The sequence below is a fragment of the Sediminibacterium roseum genome (assembly GCF_009939005.1).
GTDB lineage: Bacteria > Bacteroidota > Bacteroidia > Chitinophagales > Chitinophagaceae > Sediminibacterium > Sediminibacterium roseum.
The window spans coordinates 483,602-506,402 of record NZ_JAACJS010000015.1 but is presented as its reverse complement, the minus strand read 5'-3'; the positions used below and the strand labels follow the sequence as shown (position 1 = coordinate 506,402).

The window sequence follows — 22,801 nt, the reverse complement described above, 5'->3', positions numbered from 1 at the left end:
TTTTTTTCGCGACACTTTATTGATGATTTGACTTTGGTTTGCGGCCTGGAGGCGGAAGTAGACCGAATTTTAGAATACAGTAGAAGAAAATAGTCTATAAATGTTTTATTGATTAACAATTGATTACATCAGTAGTGGATGGCGTACTAGCGTTGACTTATCATCTTGGGATAATTGTGAAAACACAATATTGCATATCGCGATTTGCGATATTCTGTTATATTCGATTATGAGAAAGCATAATGGAATGCGCCCCCACGATGTTGTTATATTGCTGGCAATCATAACAAAAAAGAAAGATCCTTGGCTAGTTAAGGATTTGGCTGCAGAGTTATGTATCAGTCAATCTGAAGTATCTGAGTCTTTAAATAGGAGTCATTTCGGAGGTTTATTTATCCCGCAGTTACGAAGTGTAAACCGTCTTACCTTTTTTGAATTCCTAAAGGCCGGTCTGCCTTGTGTTTTTCCTACGAAGCCTGGTATGATGGTTAACGGTATCGTAACAGCGCATTCTCATCCTGTTATGAAAAAGCGTATTGTTAGCAGCGAATTGTATGTGTGGCCAGAATTAGGAGGAAAAGATCGAGGTTTTGCAATTGATCCTTTTTATGAAAAACAGGTATTAGCAGCGAAGAAAGATGATGAATTGTACAAATTACTGGCGATGGTAGATGCTTTACGTGTAGGTAGAACGAGGGAACGTACGATAGCAGCAGAAATTCTAAATGAAAGTATATTGACTGCAGGATAACTAAACATCATAAGATTCAAGAAAATTCACTTGAAAACAGCCGAATTCAGCATATCATATGTCCTGATATAGAAGGAAACGCTGAAAATTTTTGATTCTTCTAATACTAGATGTATTTTGATATAATTCCCTCCCCCTGATTATTAATCCCAAATCAACTGCTATGAAAAATATATAATGATCAGATGTTGCCGTCTACGCTTGAGATTTTAACGTCAATTTCTTGTAAAATGAGGAATTAGACTTGATAATATGATGCAACTATGTTAATTTTGAGAAAATAACGAAAAATAAGCTATGTTGATTGAATTTCGGGTTACCAACTATAGATCAATTGGGGAAGAGCAAATTATCAGTCTAATTCCGGCGCCCAAGCAGAAAGATTTCCCTGCGAATATATTATTGGAAGGGAGATACAATGCCTTGAATTCCCTCGCATTCTATGGAAATAATGCGAGCGGGAAATCAAATTTTATTCGTGCTATAGGTTTACTAGACAGACTAATCCATACTTCCGCCAAGGCGTCTTCAACAGATCTGTTACCTTATGATCCTTTCGAACTAAGGGAAGGCTGGGAATCCCGTCCAACTGTATTCGAGATCACTTTTGCCTTGAATAAGGAAAGGTATCGCTATGGTGTTGAATTCAATGCAGAAAAGGTAATCAGTGAATGGATGTTCCGAAAAGGTGAATCAAGGGAAGTATCATTGTTTGAAAGAAAAGATGATGTGATCGACCCCAAAACATCTTTTCGTGGATCAGCCAAACTGATCGATGCGGCAGTGGAAGCAACACGTCCGAACGGTCTTTTTCTTTCAACCTGTGATATGCTCAATGTAGACGAAGCCAAGGAAATTTTTCTCTGGTTTCGCAAATTGGTCATTGTCGACGGACTGGAAACGGAACAGGAAGAATCAAGTATAGCAAGTTTATGGAAAAGCGATGGGCCGAGAGAAGATATCAAAAATTATTTTTCAAAACTCCATCTTAACATTCTCGATTTGGATGTCACCACAAAGCCATTTGATATTGCGGAACTACCGGTCAGTATGCCAGACGATTTGAAACAGTCGTTTGCCAATACAATGTCGGGAAGAACTACGCATACCATTTTTACCGAGCACCGGTACTATGATAAAAATGGAAAGCCTTCAGACAAAACGGTGAAATGGAAACTAGATGATAAAGAGTCTGCGGGTACTAAAAAAGCGTTTCAAATGAGTGGTCCAGTCGTATACACTCTTGCTGTGGGTGGTATTCTTGTCATTGATGAGATCGAAGCAAAAATGCACCCAATCATGACACTCCACACCATCCAGCTTTTCCTAGACAAAAATACCAATCCCAATAATGGACAGATCATTTTTGCGACACACGATACCAATTTACTATCCTATTGTCCAATCCGTCGTGATCAGATTTATTTCTGCGAAAAAAATGATTGGGAATCAACAGAAATCTATTCTTTGTCTGACTTCACATACAAGGATGACAAAAAAGAAAGACCGGATGCAGACAAAGAAAAACGATATTTTGAAGGAAGGTATGGCGCCATCCCGATGCTTGGCAATTTCAAACCTGTAAAAGTTTATGGCAAAAAAAGGACAACTCGCACAGAAAGCCATCAGGGATGAGGTCACGCGTCCGACACGGCTCAAGAAATATACGCAGTATATTTTAATCGTTTGTGAAGACAGCGTCACGGAGAGAAACTATTTCGAAGGATTTCAGCCGCTTTTCCCTGACGAAACTATGTACGTGCATTCCGTCGGAACAGGCAGAGATCCACTGGGAGTTACGCAGCAGGCGGTAACTGAATTAAAGGATCTCGAAGCCGCAATTGGTAAGGAGGTTGATTTTGTATGGGTTGTTTTCGATGTCGATGATGCGGGGATCGACTTGGCAAAACTTGCCAGGTTCAATCAGGCAATCAGTCTAGCAGGTGCAGAAGGTTTTTCTGTGGCTTGGAGTAATGAGGTGTTCGAATTATGGCTGCTCCTGCATTTAGAGGAAGTGACTCATCTCCCTGCCTTGGGAAGGGAAGATGTCTATGATCGCCTGGAGCAAGCCATTCAGGCCCATCCTGGTTACGAACAGTACCTATACCGACATGGTAAAGCTGTTATCCTGGAATATATAGTAGCTCTCGGAAATGAAACGCAGGCGATGGAACGAGCACAATTCCTACATGATAGAAATCATCCCAGAGGGACTATCAATGCTAATCCTTGTACCCAAATTTTTCAACTAGTAAAGGATTTACGTGAATGGGTAGCTTATCACAACTACAAGCCCTAAATCTGCACAAACCAATTTCGTTGACGACCATAGAAAAGCTTGAAAGGAAAATCCAGTTTACACTAAAGCATATTTTAGTATAGACTAACCATAGAATAATAGTATCAATGATCTGGTCAAAGGATCTTCGACAAGATCACCGTAAGTGCTTAAAAATCAATAGCGGCTCCATTATTTTTACTTCCTCTTGGTAGATTATCCATAAGTCTTTTCTAAAATATCGAGATATGACAAAAAGAAATAACTCCGATAATATTTCATTTCGTGTTCTGAACAGAGCTGCAACCAACAGTGAATTAAGTACGTTGATGATGTTCAATCTTGAGCTAGATAGACGGATTGCAGGTTGGAGAGGTCTACGAGTATTCAGAGGCGATAGTCTGGCTGCTGTAAAACAACGTTTAGGGATGACCGGGGATGATATCAAACTGTTGGGAGAAAGATTGTTTATGATAGGAGATAAAGCCCGTCATTTTCAACAACCAAACCATGGTGCCAATAACTTTGCAATCCATAATACAGATCAACAAGCTTTCACTTATTTATTCAATAAATTCGTGGAATGTAAGAAGAATAAAGCGCCCTACTATGTGCGTTTCTTTCAGGAAAACATAGCATTTAGCGAGTATTTCGTTACAAAAAATAGAAAAGCTTTCATCAGCAAGATTACAGACATACCTTATGTGGATCAGATGCAGATTCGCAATTACTACCTCATATTGTTACATCACCTGGCAGAGTCAGGGTATAAGCAGAAATCACATTTTGTGTCAACGTCTACAGATTTGAATATCGCATCAGGTTTTGCTAACCAGCGAAATATATCCGGTGATAGAATTGAACTTTACGGTTGGCGTATGGGTTCCGGTTTGTCAATGGCTAAACTTTTTTTAAAACATAAACTTCCCACCTATAAAGTTCCATTTCCAAAACAACGCGAAATTAGTTTTACAGCGGGTATACTGCCGCATTTTATCATCGGGTTTAAATTACCTGATCGGAGAGAGTTCCATATTAACCCGGCGCTTTTTATAACAAAGCCGCTGGATAACAAGGTCTTTACAACTGGGTTGTTTGTCGATCAACGCTTGTTCCCCCAAGTATTTGCCGAGACCAACTATAACGGGTTCTTTTACTATCACGAAGGCATGTATATGGAAATCGGCAGGATTGTTTAGATGTTACAGTTTCCTCATTTTGAATGCCGTAGTTGAACGGGTGTCGCTTAAAATACGGAATGACATTCCCGTACGCAATTTCACTGATTTAATAGTTTGACTACTAATACGATAAAGTTGTTTTTGTAGAGTAAACCTCATTACTTTATTAATCAGGTTTTGGTTTATTAGGACTAAGGGTCTTATGCATTCAAGAAAGGATAACTAATAATTATCTTACGGCCGCTTCTGTAAGACTTGCAACTGAGATGGATCTCGAATCGGTAGCACAACTGTTTGAGAGAAAGGCGATGCCACGAAAAGTGACTTTGGCTATATCGACATGCTTCTTAATACGCCTGATTTCAATTCACAATCCGAAAAATTATTGAAAACCAATTACATGCTTAGTGCTATCCTTATTTTTCAAAACAAATTAAAACACCACGTCTTTTATTTGATTAAAATTCTTAATTTGAATTGCATTAGCATTTTTTGAGTCTGCTATTTGCTGCTCCCCCCGCAGAAATCGCCAACAATCCTTTAAAAAACCCATGAGCAACTTAGGTCCGCGACGACCAAGCGTTTTCTTATCGTTCCAAATCGACGGCAATTAGTGAAGATTGTAAATCGCATAAACTTATCTGTATGCAGCAAACGTTAATTCAAAAAATTCTTGCTAAGGGTATTGCGAATTCCAGTTTTATAGATAACCAAAATTTAATCGCAAAGCTGAGCCTACTGGAGTTGCTCCAGAAGTATGAAAAATATTTATGCCTTGACAGTACCTACAGCACAACCTATTATAAACGAATCGAAACCTCACTACAATTTATTCCAGACAAATACCAACACGTTGCGTTAACTCTCTTTGCTAATGTTTTTTATGTCGGTGAGGGATTGTTGTCAGATGCGTTGGTTTATCTTTTCAAAGAAGTTTTAGCAAAGCATGAAAACGACTACGACAAGGTTGTGAAATCAATGCATATTTTCGAAACCGATCCATCTGGATTAATCGAAGCTTTTTTTCGTGTAAACCATATTGAAGGCAGACTCGATGCAGCCACTTTTTCTAGGTGCAAGTCTGTTGGAGAGTTTATCACATCATTAAATAACTACAATACCTGTGAATCATTAAGACAAAATACGGCGCTGCAAACAAGTATCAAAGCATTACTAGATAAAAAAATATGGATTCTCTTAACAGATTTTTCCTTTAGCGGAACTTCAATTAAATCCGATATCGAGCGGATGATTAAATTGCGAGATATCTGTTATGATCCAGATGATAAACCTCAAATTATTGTATGCGCACAGATAATTTCTTCAAAAGCATTAAGCGCAATTGAAGCGAAGTTCAGCGGACAAAGTGTTTCGGTATTTTATGCGCAACTCTATAATGACCAATTGAGAATCGTCCCTGAAGAGGTGTGGAAATTAGAGGGCGAAAGTGAATTACCGTCAACATTACTTTTTGAGAAAGATCAGGAAGTGTATAAACAGGTGCTTGAATTATGTAACTGGTTCGCCGGTGAGTATATTGACAAAGATCCGGCTCATGATCATACACGAGATAAATGTGATAGAAAGACAATGGCTTACGGCTTTCAAGATTGTGGATATACAGTAATTCCGCAGCGGAACGCTCCAAGTAATTCCCTCCCGATTTATTGGTATAAGCCAAGCAAAGAGTTTATTGCTAAATATGGTATCAACTACATACCACCTTTCCCCCGAACTATTTCAAGAGTTACGCAATCGAAAAGTGGCGATGGAGATCACCTAAAATCGATAGAAGACAATAAAGAGCAGTTGCAAACTTTATTGAAAGCATTAATGAACCCGCCAAAAGTACCTGTATGAAGGAAATTGATATTGAACAACTTGATTATCAAATCGATATCAACAAGTCGTATTTATTCTTTATTTCTCCGAATTATGAAGATCGTTCGATCGGCTTTCTGGAAGAGATCCTAAAACTTTCAAAAAAGAATTTTCGAGTTGTGGTGATCAAGTTGCAATCGCACAGTTATAAAATAGATATCCTTGATGATTTGAAAATTAATTTGTTCAATAAGTCTGTTGAGAGGCTCAAAGCCGCCGGAATTAATTACAATGTAGTTGAAATCGCGTACCCCGATAGGTATACACCTATGAAGATTTTGCATTTGAAAAATGATTATCTCAAAGATGGGGATAATGTCATTTTTGATATTTCATGCATCCCAAAATCTGTTGTTGTTCATGTTTGTGAGGAATTTTTGGGAGACGAAAAATTGTCAGATTTTTCAATGGCTTATTCAAGCCCCAACAGTTATCCAAAAATCAGATACCCACAAGCTATTGGTGAGATGAAAGGTATTCTCAATCATGAATCGATCAATAAATTGATTGATAAGTATGTGCAAGGGACTTTGATAACTTTTCCAAGCGATCTTGGCTATAGCGGGCAGCTTATTGCTGACCAAGTGGCAAGATACAACAACTTTGAGCAGTACTTATTTGTTTATATGCGTAGACGCGAACCGATGAGTTCCTATGACGCTATAGCAGGTAATATCAATTTGCTTGGGGAGGCATATAAGGAATGGAGAAACAATGTAGTCAACCATTTTTCGATTCAGGATGGATTTCGTAAACTGGAAGATGTTGTTAATCACATTATTGATAGGGTTGAACAATCAGAGCGTGCCGGATATTTGGTTCTTTTTGCTCCTTTTGGCCCCAAACCCTTAATTGTAGGGTGTTATCTGTTATGCAAAAGGCTGCAGGAGGCCGGATTCGGCTGTGAAATCGTCCAGGAATCGTCTTTTCAATATTCCAGTGTCTATTCCTTAGGATTAAATAAGACGTATCTGTTCAAAATTAAATAAATTAGCGATGTCGCGTTAGCGCTTCAACTATTTGCATGGAAATCACAAAAGACAAGGAATTTATCATCGTAATGAAGGTCGGCCCTTTTTGTGGCTACGGCCTGGATGAAATTATCCAGATAAAAACCAACGAAGAAAACAAAGTCGGTGTGTTTTATTTCGGATATGGGGGAGCGTTTTGCCATCCTGGCAAAGTCCGTCGGTTTGTTGACCAGGCACAAAAGCAGGGTGCAGCGACCATCAAGCTGCTCTTTATAACGACAAAATCGGATTTCTCATCAGCGCTACTAAAATCGGAGTTTTTATCAGAAAACGGCTACGATTGGGTAAACCTACACCCAGAGGTTTTATTGGTGGGAAGTAAATTTGCTTTTGTTGCGAAAGGCCTGAAAGAGGTGAACTATGATCTTGATTTGTCGCAATACAGATCCATGTTAGGCCAGCGGAAAGGAAAATATTTGAATGAGCATCTGCGTTTTAGAGCGGACAAAAGTTGCGCACAATATGAACCAAGAGATTGTCCACCTGCGCCTGCACGAATTGAATATGAAAGCGAGTTGGTATTTCCGTATTGTGTATTAGTTAAATGATTCCAATATCCATGAAAGACCAAAAAATACTAAAAGTATGCAAGATCGATTCGATCGCATTTGCCAGTTTTGCGCTCAAGCAGAAAGCTGATTTTTTCGGTGTGCATGTCATCTACAAAAAAGATATTGGTAAACGTTTTCAATTAGTACAGGATATAAAGGCGCAAAATGGGAAGGTGATTATTGTCACTTACATCAATGATCTAGTAACTCTTCAAGAAGTGATCGCTCTTTATCAGCCTGCCGGCATTCAATTCCACTACCCATTCAACGCAGAATTGGTTCAAACAATTAAACAAACGAATCCGAAATTATCGCTGTTTGGCGTTTTGAGTGACGAAGAATCGTCGCCTAACTTTGCACAAATGGACCAACTTTTGGATTGGGTCGTATATGATACAAACTATCGCGGCGGGACTGGTGAGGCAAGCGCTTATAAACATCTGAAGAATATACCGCCGAGCTTGTTAAGCAAAACCCTACTAGCTGGTGGCATCAATCCGAAAAGGGTGCGTGAACTTGCAAAGGTGGGAACTGCAGGATTTGATGTGCAGAGTTTATTTAGAAGCGGCAATCTACTCAATTTTCGCAGCCTTGAAAATTTAGTGGATGTGCTTAAGTTTCCGAGAACAAGGTCTTTCTCTGTGAGCCTTACAGATATTCCGTTGACTCAGATGAAAAATATAGGCCGGTATTTTGTGGATCCCAATCTGGATTATCACCTCGATTATTCCGATACCTCATTGTACCCCAACTTTGATACAACAAAATGCGGAATTGAAGAAAAAGAAAGGTTTTTATCGCAACTGCCACATTCAATTCATTTTTTTTTGAATTCGAATGAGAAATTGCGTGAACAAATTGCGGACTTTTATAAAAAATATAGCCTTTCGTTAACCCATGTGTTTCTGCAATTTTTTCCTGAAATTGATTGTAGTTTGTTCACCAGTCAACGGAAACATGGCTATGAAGAAAAATTCAATGATTCAGTTTTAAAAGTAATTCCTTCGGTGTTCTACAAAGACTTGGATCTTTTTTTTGAACGCTTTATTGAATGCGATTTCATTTCAATTGTTGTTCCTCCGCCAGAAAAAAAACAAAACATCGAATCCTTCATAGAAGTCTACAAACGGCACGAAGATAAATTTAAGGACAAAGAAGTGTGGCTCGATCGAAACCTGAACATTGAATTTGTCAAAATGTTTCAACAAAGGCTTGGAAGAGATTTCAACTACATAATCGGGAAGGAAGTAATTTCCGATTGGACTAAACTACCTGCGATCCATGAGCAAATTTCTAAAGCGTAATCAAATCGAACTGGTGGTAATTGACTGGTTTGGTGTTCTGTCGCCAAACTTTTATTGGTGTCGTCAGTCGAAAGAAAGTAAGGCGCTCAAAATCTGGTGTGATATGGTATTCGATAATCCAGAGTTGCTAAACGATCTTATGCGCGGTAGATATTCCATCTCCGAACTTTCTCAAAGAGGTGAACCCATTGAAGAGTCATTTATTGTAGAAATGTTCATGAAAGATATGGACTGTTACCGACCTGATTTTGAACTGCTAGCCTCAATTCAGGCCATTTTTCCAAATGCAAAAAAGGTGTTGGCCTCCGATAATTTTTCCCTGTTTGATCATATTGTTACAGAATATCAACTCGAAAGCCATTTTGATCGTCTCTTTTTGTCGCACAAACTAGGTGCTTTGAAAAACGATACTGAATCTCTTTTTGAAAATATTTTGCGCGAGTATTCTCTTGATAATTTCGAAAACTGCATTTTAATCGATGATAGCGAAGCAAACTGTGTAAAATTCCGTTCTAAACTGGGTAGGGCAATTCTGGTTAGTTAGTCCCACCTAAGCCCCTCCTTCTTCGCCGTACAATAAAATGCGATTGAAAGCATCTTCATGAAGCGGCATTGATGCTGCTTGAATCCCCTTCACCAAGTATCGATCCAAAGAGATTAGTCGATCGCCCTCAATAGAGGTCAGTAAGATCGGGTGATTGATGTAGTTGCGAATATATCTGACCGGCACTGAAAACCGTTCTTTTTCATTTTGTTGATGGTCAATCTTGAAATTTGATTTAGACTTCCCAAAAGGCAAAGCTTTCCCCGTCACTTCCACAACCGCATATACTCCACGCTCCAAACGCATTCTGCCGTTCAATTCAGACGAATTACGGGAATCAAAACCTACGCGGATAACACCTAGTTGCCCCTTCTCAAAAAAGTCCTTCTGCCAAGTTGTGATCCGGTATTCACTTTTTGCACCAATGCGGTGCGTTCTTAGGAAGTCATCCACCGCCCAGTATTTAGGGTTGCAGAAAAATGTCCAAAACCCAGTTATTATCGTTGTGCCCATTAGTTAAGTATTCGCTGGTTTCCATTTATTACAAAATAAACCCCTAATCGTCAGTCGTTTATAAACTAAAATACAAAAACCTTTACAACTGCTCTTGCTTAGAAATAAAAAAGTACCAGGCCCTGACTTTAACTAACTTACTTTACCAGGTTACCATCGCAGAATTTAATTTTATGCATCAAATACGCCAAGCCCTTACCCATGTAAGCACTTTTCTTTCCTGCAATCCAGTTTAACCCGACATTATAATTTTGAGAGCGTCGAGTTGAGTCTTGTAATTTGAATTAGTTTTTTGTTTGCATAGTGGTCAAATCCTCTTGTCTCTTCCTTTTTTCCATAACATACCCATATTTCTTTTCCTTTTTCTTCAGCGATCCTAAACAGGAGAGCCAAGTATACAGAATGAACTGGATAATACAGGATTACTATATCTGAACTGTGTATATCGTTGATTGCCTCATGAAGATAATTCCTACCCTCAATCTCAGTGTATTGTTGTTTACCGTCTATTACTTCAACCCGTTTTTGCTCGCCACCAATCCAGTCGTCAACTATTTCATATTCTTTCTTCGATGAAAAATAATTTCGTAGTAAAGATAGCGGGTCAAAATGATCGGGTATCACTACTTTGTCACAAGCAATGAATACTTTAACGGTAGATGAATCTTTTATCGCGTCCTCCTGTGGTTGGAACTTGATCCTAACTGGATTTTTAGCCAAGTGGGTTTTAATTGATTCTTTTGTTAGATCAAATTTTTTATTCCTACCGAGGTAGTCTCTCATGTTTGCAGAAGCAGTATAGTTAGCCTCTCGCAAAACACAGCATTTCTTTAATTCCTCTATATTAACTCCGCCATGTCCTTCCATTCTCATTTGTGGTATTCGCTTCGCTTCTGGGTGGTATACGCAAGCAAAATAAAGATGCTTTGCATTGTTCTTTAGTGCATCAATTATAATTTTCGCAGTCCTCGCGGTAGTTATCGAATCATCGACTATTAAAATATTTCTAGTCGCAAGTTTTGTTTTGTTATCACTTGCAAACTGTTGGACTGATTCTAAGTTCGAACCCTGATCAGTTTGAGAATAATTAGATATTTTAAGATGTTTGATTTCGGCTTGCTGATATATAAAATGTTTAATCAAAAACGGAAGTTCAATGCCACCGAATCGAATTCCAATAATCCAATGAATTTCATCGGGTGGAAGGTTCTTTTTTAATTTACTTATAAATAAAAGGTTGTCTAGTGGTATATCTGCCTCTTTATAATTTCTTAAAGGTTTGAGGTCTTTATTAAATTTCTCAAGATAATTAATAATGAACTTTCTTGCAGAATTGACAAATTGCATCAATTGTGAATGACTGATGATAAACTGCGGAATACCCAAGATATAATTATAGTAGTTGCTGATTGCGCATCCGGTCAAGCTTTCTATTTCTTTGATATCAAATGTAAATTCGGAAATGTTTTCCAAGATATCCTCAAAGAGAATTATGAACTTGAATCTGATATCATCCAATATAGATGCTAATATAAAATTGTCGCCGAGGAAATCGCTGCTTTGAAGCCCCTGCAGAATAGCCAAATTTGTATCTAAAAACATGCATAGGTTAATCACCTGCGAACTCCTGGAATCATCTAAAAGCGTAGAGTAGTAAATCTCATTCCGGTTTTTTAATTTTCCATTTTCCCTGATAAAATAATGTGCATAAGAAAAACGGCTCTCAACTTCTTTCAATAACTTCTGCTCAGACGGGGTTAGTTTAGTAATGACTTTCGAGCTGATTCCAGTTTTTACCTCAAAATTATATTTTCCGATCACCTCTTTATTTTCGGCAACCGTGCTATCGAACTCTTTTTTGATTTGATTGGTAAACTCAATAAAATCCTTTTTCACTTCTTCTAATCGAGAAGGTGAAAAGAATTCGGGTACTAGCGATATATTTCCTCTGTGTAAGTCTTGCATTGATGAGCATCTAACTATCTTGTCAGTATTATATCCACCTCTCCAGGTTTCTTTGACTGATCGCCATATAATTTGGTTTGTGTTTTGGTATTTTCTTTTAAAGGTTTTTTGATGATTTTTACTGTGTGTTTTGGAAAATGTTTTTTTAAAATTTCTAAAGTTGTATTTAAGGTATACGAACGTTTATCTGTCCGTACGTAAACCGTACTCTTTCTCGCCATCATTTTTGCACATAACCCAAAAACGTCGTCCAATAGTGAATAGTATTCCTCTTTGCTCACAAATCTTCCCTTGTGTTTTTCTTTCAGCGCTTTCGGATTTTCAGGCCCGCCTAAGAGCCACAAGCGCAGCCATTGGTCTGCGTGGTAATCCGTAATTGAACAGTACGGGGGAGAGGTAAATAGTAAGGAGAACTTAATATTATTTTGTACGGCTCTATCTGAAATAGCTATTAATTCCTGTGCGCTGTCACCAAACACCACAGCGCTTTCGGTAACGGACGGAGTTCCTTTTTCGTACCGCCAGTTTATTTTTTTTATAATAAACTCACAAGGGTTCAATTTAGGTGGTTTTGTCATCTTATTTTTTCTCCACCAATCAACAGAATACTTCATTCCCATAGACTTGGTCATTCTCATTTGATTAGAAAGACCCTCTCCAATTTTTGCATGGAGGTAGATGAGAAGAATGGACATTAAGGTTGCGTCCACATCATTATTTTTCCAGTCTAGGTGTTTTCTGGCCGCCAGAAGAAATTTCAAAACCTCATTGCAATAACACATTTTGTAAAATGTGTCCATTTTATTGGCCGCGACCTTATAATAGTTGCGTTTCCCATAAATTTCCAGGAGACGGTCAATCACTTCTTCTTTCGACGCCGGTTGAAGTTTGACGGTTCCATAGAGCCAGCCGACAGGATTAATTTCGATGCCAAGGCTGCTGCGACCTAATACGCCACCTGCATAAATGCTACTGCACCGGCCTGCGAAGGGATCAATAATGTAATCTCCTTCTTTTGAGTATTTCTCAACAACCTTAAAAGCAAACTCTAATGGAAACATCGCATAGTATGGCCCAAATCTTGCCCAACGCGATTCCGCGGTAGAGAATCCTTTTAATATTTTTCCAGTTTCAATCATCTTAATGAGCGTTCTCTGATTTCGCGAGCGATGTCTTCAAAAATTCGTTTACCGATATACAATGGAGTTACTGCTTCTGAATGCGCCGAGATGAGAGCAGAAACAGAGTTAGGGTATTGGTTTGATCCTAAATGATCCAATAAATTCATTACATCATTTAGGCGTGGAAATTGATCCGGCGTTGCAGTCTCAAGATCTTTTTGGGCGTCAGTATACGTAGCAAGTACAGCTACCAGTTTTTGACCATTATTTGTTTTATAAAACAGCTTTCTTCCAAAGTAGGTATCCTGACCATAAGGTTTGATGCTCTCTGAATATATAATGTTCTCTTTAATGTAGCTGTCGGTCAAGAGTAACGCTGATTGCCTTGGAAATTTGTCCGTCAACCCATCGATTGATGTGTCAATATCAGTAAAGTGTTTATAAAAACTTCCTGACTTTTCTATACCGATTAGTAGGAGATCATTTCCATTCATGGTTTTTTGAAGGTCATTTAGCCGGCGTAGTTCAATTGCAATTGTTTTTGCCAACCATGAAGATGTACTAAATACTGCCAATGGTCCGTCCATGATAAACGCAACTCTGCGTAAAGTGGCCAGCCACCCTTTTCTTTCAAACGCCCTCAGTATATGGATCAACCAAAGTTTCTCAAGAGTGGATTTTATCTGACCAAACAACTCACCGTTGCTGCCGCTCGGCGTCATTAATTCATGTAGTCGCAGCGCATCGGTAGAGAACAATGGTTTGCCTGTATGTTTGCAGGGAAATTCACCATATCCATAGGTCATTTTTTCATCAATGCCTTCTATTGGGCTATCCGGCATGGATTTTTCTGAATCAGGGAAACGGCTCCTTTTTATCTTTAACAAATATTCATAGGTGTCAAGCAATGTTTCGCCTTCAGAAAAAATACTTTGGCGTTGCATTTCGTCGAATAGATATCGCCGCAGCGAAGATTTCGGGCTGCTTTCTCCAGTTACGATCATATTATTTCCGGGGAAAACACTTTCGAAAGTAGAAGCTTTTTCCATTTCCCGAAATTTCTTTGGACTTATGAATTCCTCTTTGGCGAGTTCATTGATTTGTTGCATGTCGATTAGTACTGATGCAATTGTAACATATCCTATCTCCGCCCCTGGGAAACCGTTCGCCGGTTTATAGGCGCGGCTGTCACCATCGATCGCCAGTACTAAATCCGGTTGATAATTACTTTCAGGTAGATTAGCTTTTTGGACCAGTATTGTTTCTTTAGCATCATCGCCATCGTGCAGCCGGATAAGCATCCGGTCCTGTAGTTCCTGTATTCTCGGGCTATCGAGTATCCTGCGTAGTGGCTCATAACTTCCAAATTCTCCTTCTAAACTCATAAAGTATCGACTTGAAATTTATCAACTTGAACCGGAATGACAAAGGGATTACTGAGTGTTTTCACCCTTAAAAAACCTTTGTCTTGCGCCCTTCTAATTGAAGGTTCAAAATCAACAAAGTCGTAGTATTTACATAGTTCTTTAGTTTCGTCGGTATTGTTTAAGTGCGCAATAAACCAGTTCGAAGTATTCCTTAATATGTTTTTCTGTATGCTGCTTACTTCTTGTGTGGCGTACACCATTCCGATGCGATATTTGGCGCCCTCTTTTGCTGTTCTAACCCATATATCCGATAAATCAAGGTCATTACCTGCAGGCAATATGTTATGTGCTTCCTCGATGTAAATCAAAATTTCCGGAATGGTTAAAGATCCGCGTATGAACTGTTTTTGATTTTCACGAAATATCCTCGCCATAATCCGATTCGCTGATGATTTATTCAGTTCAGGTTCGCCGCTGGATTGGTCTACTATCACAAGCTTACCGGAAACGAGATGCGTATATATATCCTGCGCATAATCGTTGCTTGTATCAGCGCTGTGTTGTTCAGCGGCTTTGCCGATCTTCCTAGTTCCGTTCGCATATTGAAAAATGCCTATAATTTTTTTCAGGTCTTCATCTGCCCAGCTTTCTCCAGATCCATTTGGCCTGCTTACGTATGCAATTTCAAATGCACGATAGCCACTTTGACTATCACGAATGAATTTGTCTAAGTTTTCGAATGCGCTCGCGAGCTGGGCCCACGAAGGATTCTGATTTGAGAATATTTGCGCTGCGGATTGGTAATCCGGTGCGAAGTTGCTCTGACTATCCTGCATCGCCTGAAGTAATTCACGATTGAAAAGACTTCTTGTATCGGCGCGAATAGCCGCCGGAACGGGGAACCCAGCTCTCGCCAAAACAGAGCGATAGGCCAGCACACGACGTTTATAACGGGTCGTTGCACTCATGTCGCTGGGATCAGGCGGCTCAAAAGAAACCTGCATAAAGTTTTTCATGTAGGTGGTAGAATCATCGGACAAGATGCTATCAATGATCTCTTTACCTATTTGAAGATTTTCATCCAAATAGAAGTTTAGCAACATAAGAATCCGATCAGGGTCGCTAGGATGCCGCGTTATTCCATAAGTTACAACTTCATTCTCACGTTGTCCATTAGGAATAAGGTTCCAAATGTTTTTTAAAGCATTGTTATTATCCTGGGCATTTTCATTGGCATATTCTCCATTAGGATCAAAAATGATCTGCCCGATGCGAAGGGGATTGTCACTTGGAGTACCTTTCCGAAGTTCAAAAACTGATTTCGCAATTATTTTTGTTGTGTTCGATTTACCGGTTCTGGTCATACCAAAGAGAGCGGATTTCTGACTTAGTAGATCTGCAGGATACAGAAAGACCGGAACATCGTCGATTTGTTGATATTTTCTATTGGTTGAGGCGTAACGTACATAACCCAATTTTACACGTTCGGTATTGTTGTATTTGGCTCTGTGTTCCTGCTTGTTGATCGGATCGCAATAATTTACAATTTCTTCGAGCGCAGAAGAGTTAGGCTTATAAATTTTAAGGCCTCGATTGGGATAATAATTTGAGATGTCGCTACCAAACTTCATCGACAAGGGTGCTTCCGAATTCTGAAGATTATCTTCGAGAAAAAAGGTCCCTATGATCCTGCATTCAACTCCCGCATATCCCAGGAGAACTCTCGTTTTTGGGTCCATAGCGCCGTCTGAATCCCAATGTTTTTCAATTTCACCACTAACACGCTGCGCCGTTTCTACTCTTATTCTTTCTGCTTCTTTGTCTTGGGGAAGTGGTGAGCTATCCATCACACGTAGCAAAATAAATGATGCATCCTCGGATTTGAAATCAATGTTTGATGCATTGGAGGGATCTATTCGCGAAGCAATTAAAAAACTGAGGCTCGGAATTCCGCCTACTTTTTTTCTCTCACTATCGTGGATTATTACGCGAGCGGTTTCATAGTTTATTGAATACAGCTCACCGACATATTCTGTGTGTTGAATAAGCTTTTGAAACCACTTTTGTGTTTCACTTTCTTTGGTTGCGCCTATTTTTTCAATGAGTTTCTTTTCTATGCTCACTTGGTAGATATTTTAAATTCGAAGATAGTTTGCCCAAAATTAAAATGCTTATATTATTGTCAGCCTATAAAGCATTGGTTTACAGGAAAATATATAGACTATTGGATAATTGAAGGTATTCGCCGGGGGGACAATGAAGTAAGATAAAACACTAATATATCAATTCTACGCAATTCTGCAAAACCGATTAGTCAGCGTTTATCTGCTATAGTACGAAGATCTAGTATTACATGAACTAAGGCAAATTCGTATTTTTTAATAAAAATGACCACTCAAAACACAATCCAACAATCCGCTTTCATTTACACCCGCGTATCAACCGAAGAACAAGCCATACGTGGAGGATCACTGAAAACACAACAAGATACCCTTCGGCAATATTGTTCAATGTACAATATACGTGTGGACAAAATTTTTGTAGAGGATCATTCAGCAAAAACATTTAAAAGACCTGAATGGCGAAAGTTAATGATCGAGCTACAGAATTCTAATGAACGTCCAGACTTGATTCTTTTTACCAGGTGGGATAGATTCAGCAGGAATACTGGCGATGCCTATTACATGATTAAGACCCTCAAAAACCTCGGCGTCGAAGCTCAGGTAATCGAACAACCATTAGATTTATCAATCCCCGAAAACAAAATGATGTTCGCCTTTTATCTTGCCATCCCAGAAGTAGAAAATGATAGAAGAGGATTAAATACAAAGATGGGAATGCTACGCGCAAGAGAACGCGGAAAATGGCTTGGCAAGGTCCCGTTGGGTTATCAAAACTACTGCATGCCTGATGGCTCAAAACTTATTACACCTAAAGAACCTGATGCTTCAATAATCAGATTTGCTTTTCACCAACTTGCGAACTTACGTTGCAACATCACCGATGCTTATTCGATGGCGGTCAAAGAAGGATTGAAATGTAGCAGAAGTAATTTCTGGAAAATGCTACAAAGTCCGGTGTATGCCGGTAATGTAGCTGTATCAGAAGTAGACCAAGCAACAAAATATGTAGTTCCTGGCTTGCATAGAGCAATCGTACCACCGATTACTTTCGATCGGGTTCAAAATGTATTCTTTACTAAAAAGAAAGCTGTTAGTATCAATAAAAGGAATACCCGGCGTTTGCGATTTATCCTCAAAGGGTTTATTTCATGTCCGAAATGTGGGAGACTATTGACGGCGAGTGGCACAACTAATCGAAGCGGATCTTTATATCATTACTACCACTGTAATTCTAAGTGTGGTTACCGGAGAAGGTGCGATGCACTCCATGAGAAATTTATGGACGAGTTAAAAAAGTTGCGACCTGCTACGCAATACCTTGAAGAATATAGAAATCTAATTCAAGTGAATTATGCAAACCAGAATAGCAAAACTAATCGTAAGAAGGGGCGGGAAATGCGATCAATAGAGATATTTACCGAAAGAATTTATAAAGCCAAAAATCTTTTATTGGACGGGCACATTGAGTTTGAACAATATAAAGAAATTAAAGACGATCTGGAAGCAAAAATCCGGTTGCTCGGATATTCGATAGAGGCTATTTCAAAAAAGCAAATTGAGCTTTTAGACAAAGTGGATCAATCATCCAAACTCCTGTTACGTCTTGATAATTTTATGACGAACCTTAATGAAAAGAACCGGCATGCATTTGTGTCAATTATTCTAAATAAGAAAACAAACTGGGAACCTGGTAATATGAAGGATGTTTTTAAAAATACATGTCAATCGGTATTCGGTCTCAGGAAAGAACATGCGGCAGACGAAACTCCAACACCGGAGCAAATAACCAAGTTTTTACAGGAATTAGCTGATATGGATCTTCTCATTTCGACCTGATTTTTACCGGAAAGTTCGATTCTACTAAGTCGACCTTCTCGAAAAAATCAAAGTGATTTATTTAAATTAAAACATAATGCGAAGATTCTCATAAGGTTAAGATCTTCTTCAGAGTTCGAGCGATTTTCTCAAAAAAGGAGTATGATTTTTTAGGAAGTAAAAAATTACGGAATATTTGAAATATCGCATTTTGCCAAACTCAATGCTGGCGCGGGTTTCAGGAGAAAAAAGAAAAAGGAATGTTGTATTAACATTCCTTTAACTAAGTTGCCCGACCTGGATTCGAACCAAGACAAACTGCACCAAAAACAGTCGTACTACCATTATACTATCAGGCAATCCGCTCAATTACAACCAGAAAGTTGTGATTGGGGTGCAAAAATAAGGGTGGGGTAGACTTGTTCCAAATTTTTTACTGTTTTTTCCGGTGGAAGAAGGTAAAAACTGCGCCAAAATGGAGTGGGGAAATAAGGGAGCCTCCCATGATTTTTGGTCAACCGGCCTGGCGCCGCCCGCGCCAAAAAAAACAGCGATGAAGGTTATCGCCCTCATCGCTGTTTGATTGCAACCGCCAGGGTTGGCCTAGGCCGCATCCTCCTTCTCTTTCAACGATTTGATCAGGTCCAGCGCCTCGGCCACTACGTCGCACATAATGGTGATCAGCGAGCCGGGTTTGGCATTGTCGTAGGCGTAGAGGATGGCCTCTTTTTCATTGTAGATGATCTTGATCGGGATATCGCTTGTTTTGGTTTCGTTGATGCCCTCCACCAGCAGGTTCACGATCTCTTCGGCGCTCCGGCCACGGAGGTTTTTGTCCTGGCGGATGATGATCTCGTCGAACGACCTCCCCGAGATCCGGCCGAGTTCGCGTATGTCGTCGTCGCGCCGGTCGCCGGTGCCGCTGATGATGCCCACTTTTGGCGTGCCGTCCATCTTTTTTACAAAGTCGCAAAGCAGTTCGAGTCCCGCGGGGTTGTGTGCGAAATCTACCAGGAACTTGAAATGCCTGAACTCGAACAGGTTCAACCTGCCCGGTGTCTGCGATGGCGAAGGCACGAAGGTGCTGAGGGCGGTGCGTATGTCTTCTATCGTAATGTCTTTGAAAAGATAGGCCGCCAGCATCGCTGGAAGCGTATTCATAATATTGTGCAAGGCTTTTCCACCGTAGGTGATGGGGATCTCGCTCACCTTGATGACGCGTATCTTCCACGTACCTTTTAAGATCGAAACATACCCGTTCTCATACACCGCGGCATAGCCCCCGTTCTTACAGTGTTTTTGTATGCGCGGGTTGTTCTCATCCATACTGAAGTAGGCAACATTACAGGTCAGTCCCTCGTGCATCGCATACACCAGGTCGTCTTCCGCGTTCAGGATGGCGAATCCGTGGTTGAATGTTGTTTCGGGAACGACCGCTTTTGCGCGGGCCATCTGTTCTATGCTGTCGATGCCGCCCAGCCCGAGGTGGTCGGCCGTTACATTGGTAACGATGCTTACATCGCAGTTCTGGAAAGCGAGCCCCGCCTTGAGCAAACCACCGCGCGCGCATTCCAGCACCGCGAAGTCAACGGTGGGATCGCGCAGCACAAATTTTGCGCTCAGCGGCCCGGTGCAGTCGCCTTTCATCATCAGCTGGTTCTGTATGTATACGCCATCGCTCGTGGTATAACCTACTTTTCTGCCCGCTGTTTTGCAGATGTGCGCCACGAGCCTGGTGGTGGTTGTTTTTCCATTGGTACCTGTGACGGCAACGATCGGTATGCGGCCATCCGATCCTTTTGGAAACAGCATATTGATCACGGGTTCCGCCACATTGCGCGGCAACCCGTCGGCCGGGTCTATGTGCATGCGGAAACCCGGCGCTGCATTCACTTCCAGCACCGCACCGCCGTTTTCGTAAACAGGCGTGCGCAGATCGGGCGCCATGATGTCGATACCACAGATATCGAGCCCGATGATTTTTGCGATCCTTTCCGCGAGGAATATATTTACGGGATGCACCTCGTCCGTTACATCGGTGGATGTGCCGCCGGTGCTCAGGTTGGCGGTTGTTTTCAATAAAACGAGCTCGCCTTTTTTGGGAACGGTCTCCAGCGTATAACCGATCTCGTCGAGCATTTTTTGGGTGGATGCGTCAACGGTGATCTGTGTCAGCACCTTCTCATGTCCGTATCCCCTTCTCGGGTCTTTGTTGGTTTCATCGATCAGGTATTGTATGGTATGCTCACCATCTCCCACAACAGAGGCCGGCGTGCGCAATGCGGCACAAATGAATTTGTAATTGATCACGAGCACCCGGAAATCCACGCCCGTAATAAATTTTTCAACGATCACCGTGCGCGAATAGTTCTTTGCCGATTCAAATGCTTTCACCGCCTGCTCCCAGGTAGTGATGTTGGTGGTATTGCCTTTTCCGTGGTTGCCATCGATGGGTTTGATCACGAGCGGGTAGCCGTATTTGGTAACTGCGTCGCGCAATCCCTCTTCTGTGCGCACGGTGGTTCCGCGTGGTACGGGTATTTCCGCGGCTTCGAGCAGGTTCTTTGTTTCTTCCTTGTCGCCCGCAATATCAACCGCAATATTGCTTGTGGTGCTGGCGATGGTTGCGCGTATCCTTTTCTGGTGAACGCCATAGCCCAGCTGCACCAGGCTCTGCCCGTTCAACCGGATGTAGGGGATGCCGCGTTTGGCCGCCTCTTCCACAATAGAACCGGTAGAGGGCCCGAGCCTTGTCTCTTCCCTGATCTCCCTGAGTTGCTGTATGTCTTGCGCGGGATCGTATTCCACCCCATCCACCAATGCCTGCGCAATTTTTACAGAAGCGCGTGCCGCGTAAACGCCGGCGTCTTCTTCCATATAATTGAAAACGACATAATATTCGCCTGGCTTGCCCGTTCCGCGTGTGCGGCCGAATCCGCAGTTCATGCCGGCGAGGGTCTGCAGTTCGAGGGCAATGTGTTCGATCACGTGTCCCATCCATGTACCTTCTTTCACCCTTTCAAAAAAACCGCCCGGCTTGCCTACGCTGCAGCGGTGCGAATACATAGAAGGGAAAAGGGCCTCGAGCCTTTCGGGGAAACCATCGATCTTATTGGTTGGCCTTTCCTCCAGTTCTTCCAGGTCCAGTTTCATCTGTATCAGCTGCGGGCGGCGCACGCTCCAGTAGTTGGGGCCGCGGAGGATCTTTATTTCTTCAATTTTCATATACCTGTTTTCAGTGTTTTTTTGCCACAGATTTCACGGATGAACACAGAAGGATGCTCGATACAGTGCAAGACCTCTGTGTTCATCCGTGAAATCTGTGGCATACAAAATGTCGCTACCCACAAAATATATCAATTTTCCCGCTATGACAAAACACTTATTTTTGTCGGGAACGAATTTTCACGCATGAGTATTCCCAGGGGAAAGCTGATAGCCATTGGTGGCGCAGAAGACAAAGGAACAGAGTTTGAAAAAAGCGCGGTTTACCGCGACAATCTTAATTTTTTTGAGCTGGGCATCCTGCGCCGCATTGTGGAAGAAGCGGGGGGCAATGATGCACGGATCGAAGTGATCACCACGGCATCTACCATTCCTTACGAAGTGGGCGAGAATTACCTGAATGCGTTTGGAAAGATCGGCTGCACAGATATCGGTGTGATACACATACGCAACCGCGAAGATGTTTTGAACGAAGAATACCTGCAACGGATCAGCCGCTGCGCCGGTGTAATGTTCAGCGGCGGCAACCAGCTTCGCTTAACTGCGATATTCGGCGGAACGCGTTTCCTTGACATCATCAAAAGCAGGTACCAGAACGAAAATTTCGTGGTTGCCGGAACATCGGCCGGCGCCATGGCCATGAGCAGCACCATGATCTACGAGGGCAACGCCACACGCGCCCACCTGAAAGGCGAAGTGAAAATAACAACAGGACTCGGTTTTATGGACCAGGTCATCTTCGATTCACATTTTGAGAAACGCGGCCGTTTTGCAAGACTGGCGCAGGCCGTTTCTGCCAACCCCTCCTGCATAGGCATCGGTTTGGGAGAAGATACGGGGATGCTCATTACACAGGGCAACAGGATGGAAGCGATCGGCAGCGGACTGGTGATCATCGTAGACGGCCACGACATCAGGTACTCCAACATGGCCGATATCCCCGAAGGAAATCCCTTGAGCATCGAAAACATCAAAGTACATTTTTGTGCAAAAGGAAATGGTTATCTTGTTAAAGAAAGAGAATTTGTTGAACTGATGGGATTGGAGACCACACCGGTTATGACAGACGTATATTGATTCACGCGTTGTGCGTGCGATGATAAGGTTTGCTGACCCGTGGTATGAGATCCATCCTTTATTTCAACTTCTCT

General features: G+C 41.2%; 17 protein-coding genes and 1 tRNA gene. 11 read left to right on the top strand and 7 right to left on the bottom strand.

Annotation, left to right across the window (positions count from 1 at the left end):
- Positions 1-229 precede the first annotated feature (229 nt).
- The 9 genes from GWC95_RS13390 to GWC95_RS13350 all read left to right on the top strand — a co-directional run bounded on the left by GWC95_RS13390 (position 230) and on the right by GWC95_RS13350 (position 9,521).
- Complete coding sequence (locus tag GWC95_RS13390; protein ID WP_161819228.1) at positions 230-751, top strand: hypothetical protein; 522 nt, start codon at positions 230-232, stop codon at positions 749-751.
- 297 nt (positions 752-1,048) lie between these two features.
- Positions 1,049-2,386 (top strand): AAA family ATPase, encoded by a 1,338-nt coding sequence (locus GWC95_RS13385; RefSeq protein WP_202630291.1) that lies wholly within the window; start codon positions 1,049-1,051, stop codon positions 2,384-2,386.
- Positions 2,343-3,050: an RloB family protein gene (locus GWC95_RS13380; protein WP_161819227.1), complete on the top strand. Its 708-nt coding sequence runs from the start codon at positions 2,343-2,345 to the stop codon at positions 3,048-3,050. The genes GWC95_RS13385 and GWC95_RS13380 overlap by 44 nt, the downstream gene beginning before the upstream one ends.
- A 227-nt stretch (positions 3,051-3,277) precedes the next feature.
- Positions 3,278-4,228, top strand: coding sequence for a hypothetical protein (locus tag GWC95_RS13375; protein ID WP_161819226.1), 951 nt, complete (start codon positions 3,278-3,280; stop codon positions 4,226-4,228).
- 627 nt (positions 4,229-4,855) lie between these two features.
- Positions 4,856-6,070 carry a phosphoribosyltransferase-like protein gene (locus GWC95_RS13370; RefSeq protein ID WP_161819225.1) on the top strand — a complete coding sequence of 405 codons (1,215 nt, stop codon included), beginning with the start codon at positions 4,856-4,858 and terminating at the stop codon, positions 6,068-6,070.
- The gene (locus tag GWC95_RS13365; RefSeq protein ID WP_161819224.1) at positions 6,067-7,080 is read left to right on the top strand and encodes a hypothetical protein; all 1,014 of its coding nucleotides are present in this window, start codon (positions 6,067-6,069) and stop codon (positions 7,078-7,080) included. Before GWC95_RS13370 ends, GWC95_RS13365 begins: the two co-directional genes overlap by 4 nt.
- Before the next feature lie 35 nt (positions 7,081-7,115).
- The gene (locus GWC95_RS13360) at positions 7,116-7,670 is read left to right on the top strand and encodes a hypothetical protein (protein ID WP_161819223.1); all 555 of its coding nucleotides are present in this window, start codon (positions 7,116-7,118) and stop codon (positions 7,668-7,670) included.
- Positions 7,671-7,681: 11 nt separating this feature from the next.
- Positions 7,682-8,977 (top strand): phosphoribosylanthranilate isomerase, encoded by a 1,296-nt coding sequence (gene trpF, locus GWC95_RS13355; protein WP_161819222.1) that lies wholly within the window; start codon positions 7,682-7,684, stop codon positions 8,975-8,977.
- Positions 8,955-9,521, top strand: coding sequence for an HAD family hydrolase (locus GWC95_RS13350; RefSeq protein WP_161819221.1), 567 nt, complete (start codon positions 8,955-8,957; stop codon positions 9,519-9,521). Before trpF ends, GWC95_RS13350 begins: the two co-directional genes overlap by 23 nt.
- A gap of 6 nt (positions 9,522-9,527) precedes the next feature.
- Here GWC95_RS13350 and GWC95_RS13345 read toward each other — a convergent pair whose 3' ends face one another.
- The 5 genes from GWC95_RS13345 to GWC95_RS13325 all read right to left on the bottom strand — a co-directional run bounded on the left by GWC95_RS13345 (position 9,528) and on the right by GWC95_RS13325 (position 16,610).
- Positions 9,528-10,034 (bottom strand): hypothetical protein, encoded by a 507-nt coding sequence (locus GWC95_RS13345; protein ID WP_161819220.1) that lies wholly within the window; start codon positions 10,032-10,034, stop codon positions 9,528-9,530.
- A 243-nt stretch (positions 10,035-10,277) separates the two neighbouring features.
- A complete protein-coding gene (locus tag GWC95_RS13340; RefSeq protein ID WP_161819219.1) occupies positions 10,278-11,930 on the bottom strand; it encodes a phosphoribosyltransferase in 1,653 nt (550 codons plus the stop codon).
- 83 nt (positions 11,931-12,013) lie between these two features.
- Positions 12,014-13,138: a DNA methyltransferase gene (locus tag GWC95_RS13335; RefSeq protein ID WP_161819218.1), complete on the bottom strand. Its 1,125-nt coding sequence runs from the start codon at positions 13,136-13,138 to the stop codon at positions 12,014-12,016.
- Positions 13,135-14,505 (bottom strand): DNA double-strand break repair nuclease NurA, encoded by a 1,371-nt coding sequence (locus GWC95_RS13330; RefSeq protein ID WP_161819217.1) that lies wholly within the window; start codon positions 14,503-14,505, stop codon positions 13,135-13,137. The genes GWC95_RS13335 and GWC95_RS13330 overlap by 4 nt, the downstream gene beginning before the upstream one ends.
- Positions 14,502-16,610, bottom strand: coding sequence for a helicase HerA domain-containing protein (locus GWC95_RS13325; RefSeq protein WP_161819216.1), 2,109 nt, complete (start codon positions 16,608-16,610; stop codon positions 14,502-14,504). The genes GWC95_RS13330 and GWC95_RS13325 overlap by 4 nt, the downstream gene beginning before the upstream one ends.
- Before the next feature lie 264 nt (positions 16,611-16,874).
- On the opposite strand from GWC95_RS13325, the gene GWC95_RS13320 reads away from it, so the two are divergent.
- Entirely contained in the window at positions 16,875-18,446 is a 1,572-nt protein-coding gene (locus GWC95_RS13320) for a recombinase family protein (RefSeq protein ID WP_161819215.1), read from the top strand.
- 267 nt (positions 18,447-18,713) lie between these two features.
- On the opposite strand, the gene GWC95_RS13315 is transcribed toward GWC95_RS13320, so the two are convergent.
- Positions 18,714-18,784: transfer RNA gene (locus tag GWC95_RS13315), tRNA-Gln, on the bottom strand.
- 244 nt (positions 18,785-19,028) lie between these two features.
- The gene (gene cphA, locus GWC95_RS13310) at positions 19,029-21,650 is read right to left on the bottom strand and encodes a cyanophycin synthetase (protein WP_161819214.1); all 2,622 of its coding nucleotides are present in this window, start codon (positions 21,648-21,650) and stop codon (positions 19,029-19,031) included.
- Between the two features lie 186 nt (positions 21,651-21,836).
- Between cphA and GWC95_RS13305 the strand changes: the two genes are divergently transcribed.
- The gene (locus GWC95_RS13305) at positions 21,837-22,727 is read left to right on the top strand and encodes a cyanophycinase (protein WP_161819213.1); all 891 of its coding nucleotides are present in this window, start codon (positions 21,837-21,839) and stop codon (positions 22,725-22,727) included.
- Positions 22,728-22,801 lie beyond the last annotated feature (74 nt).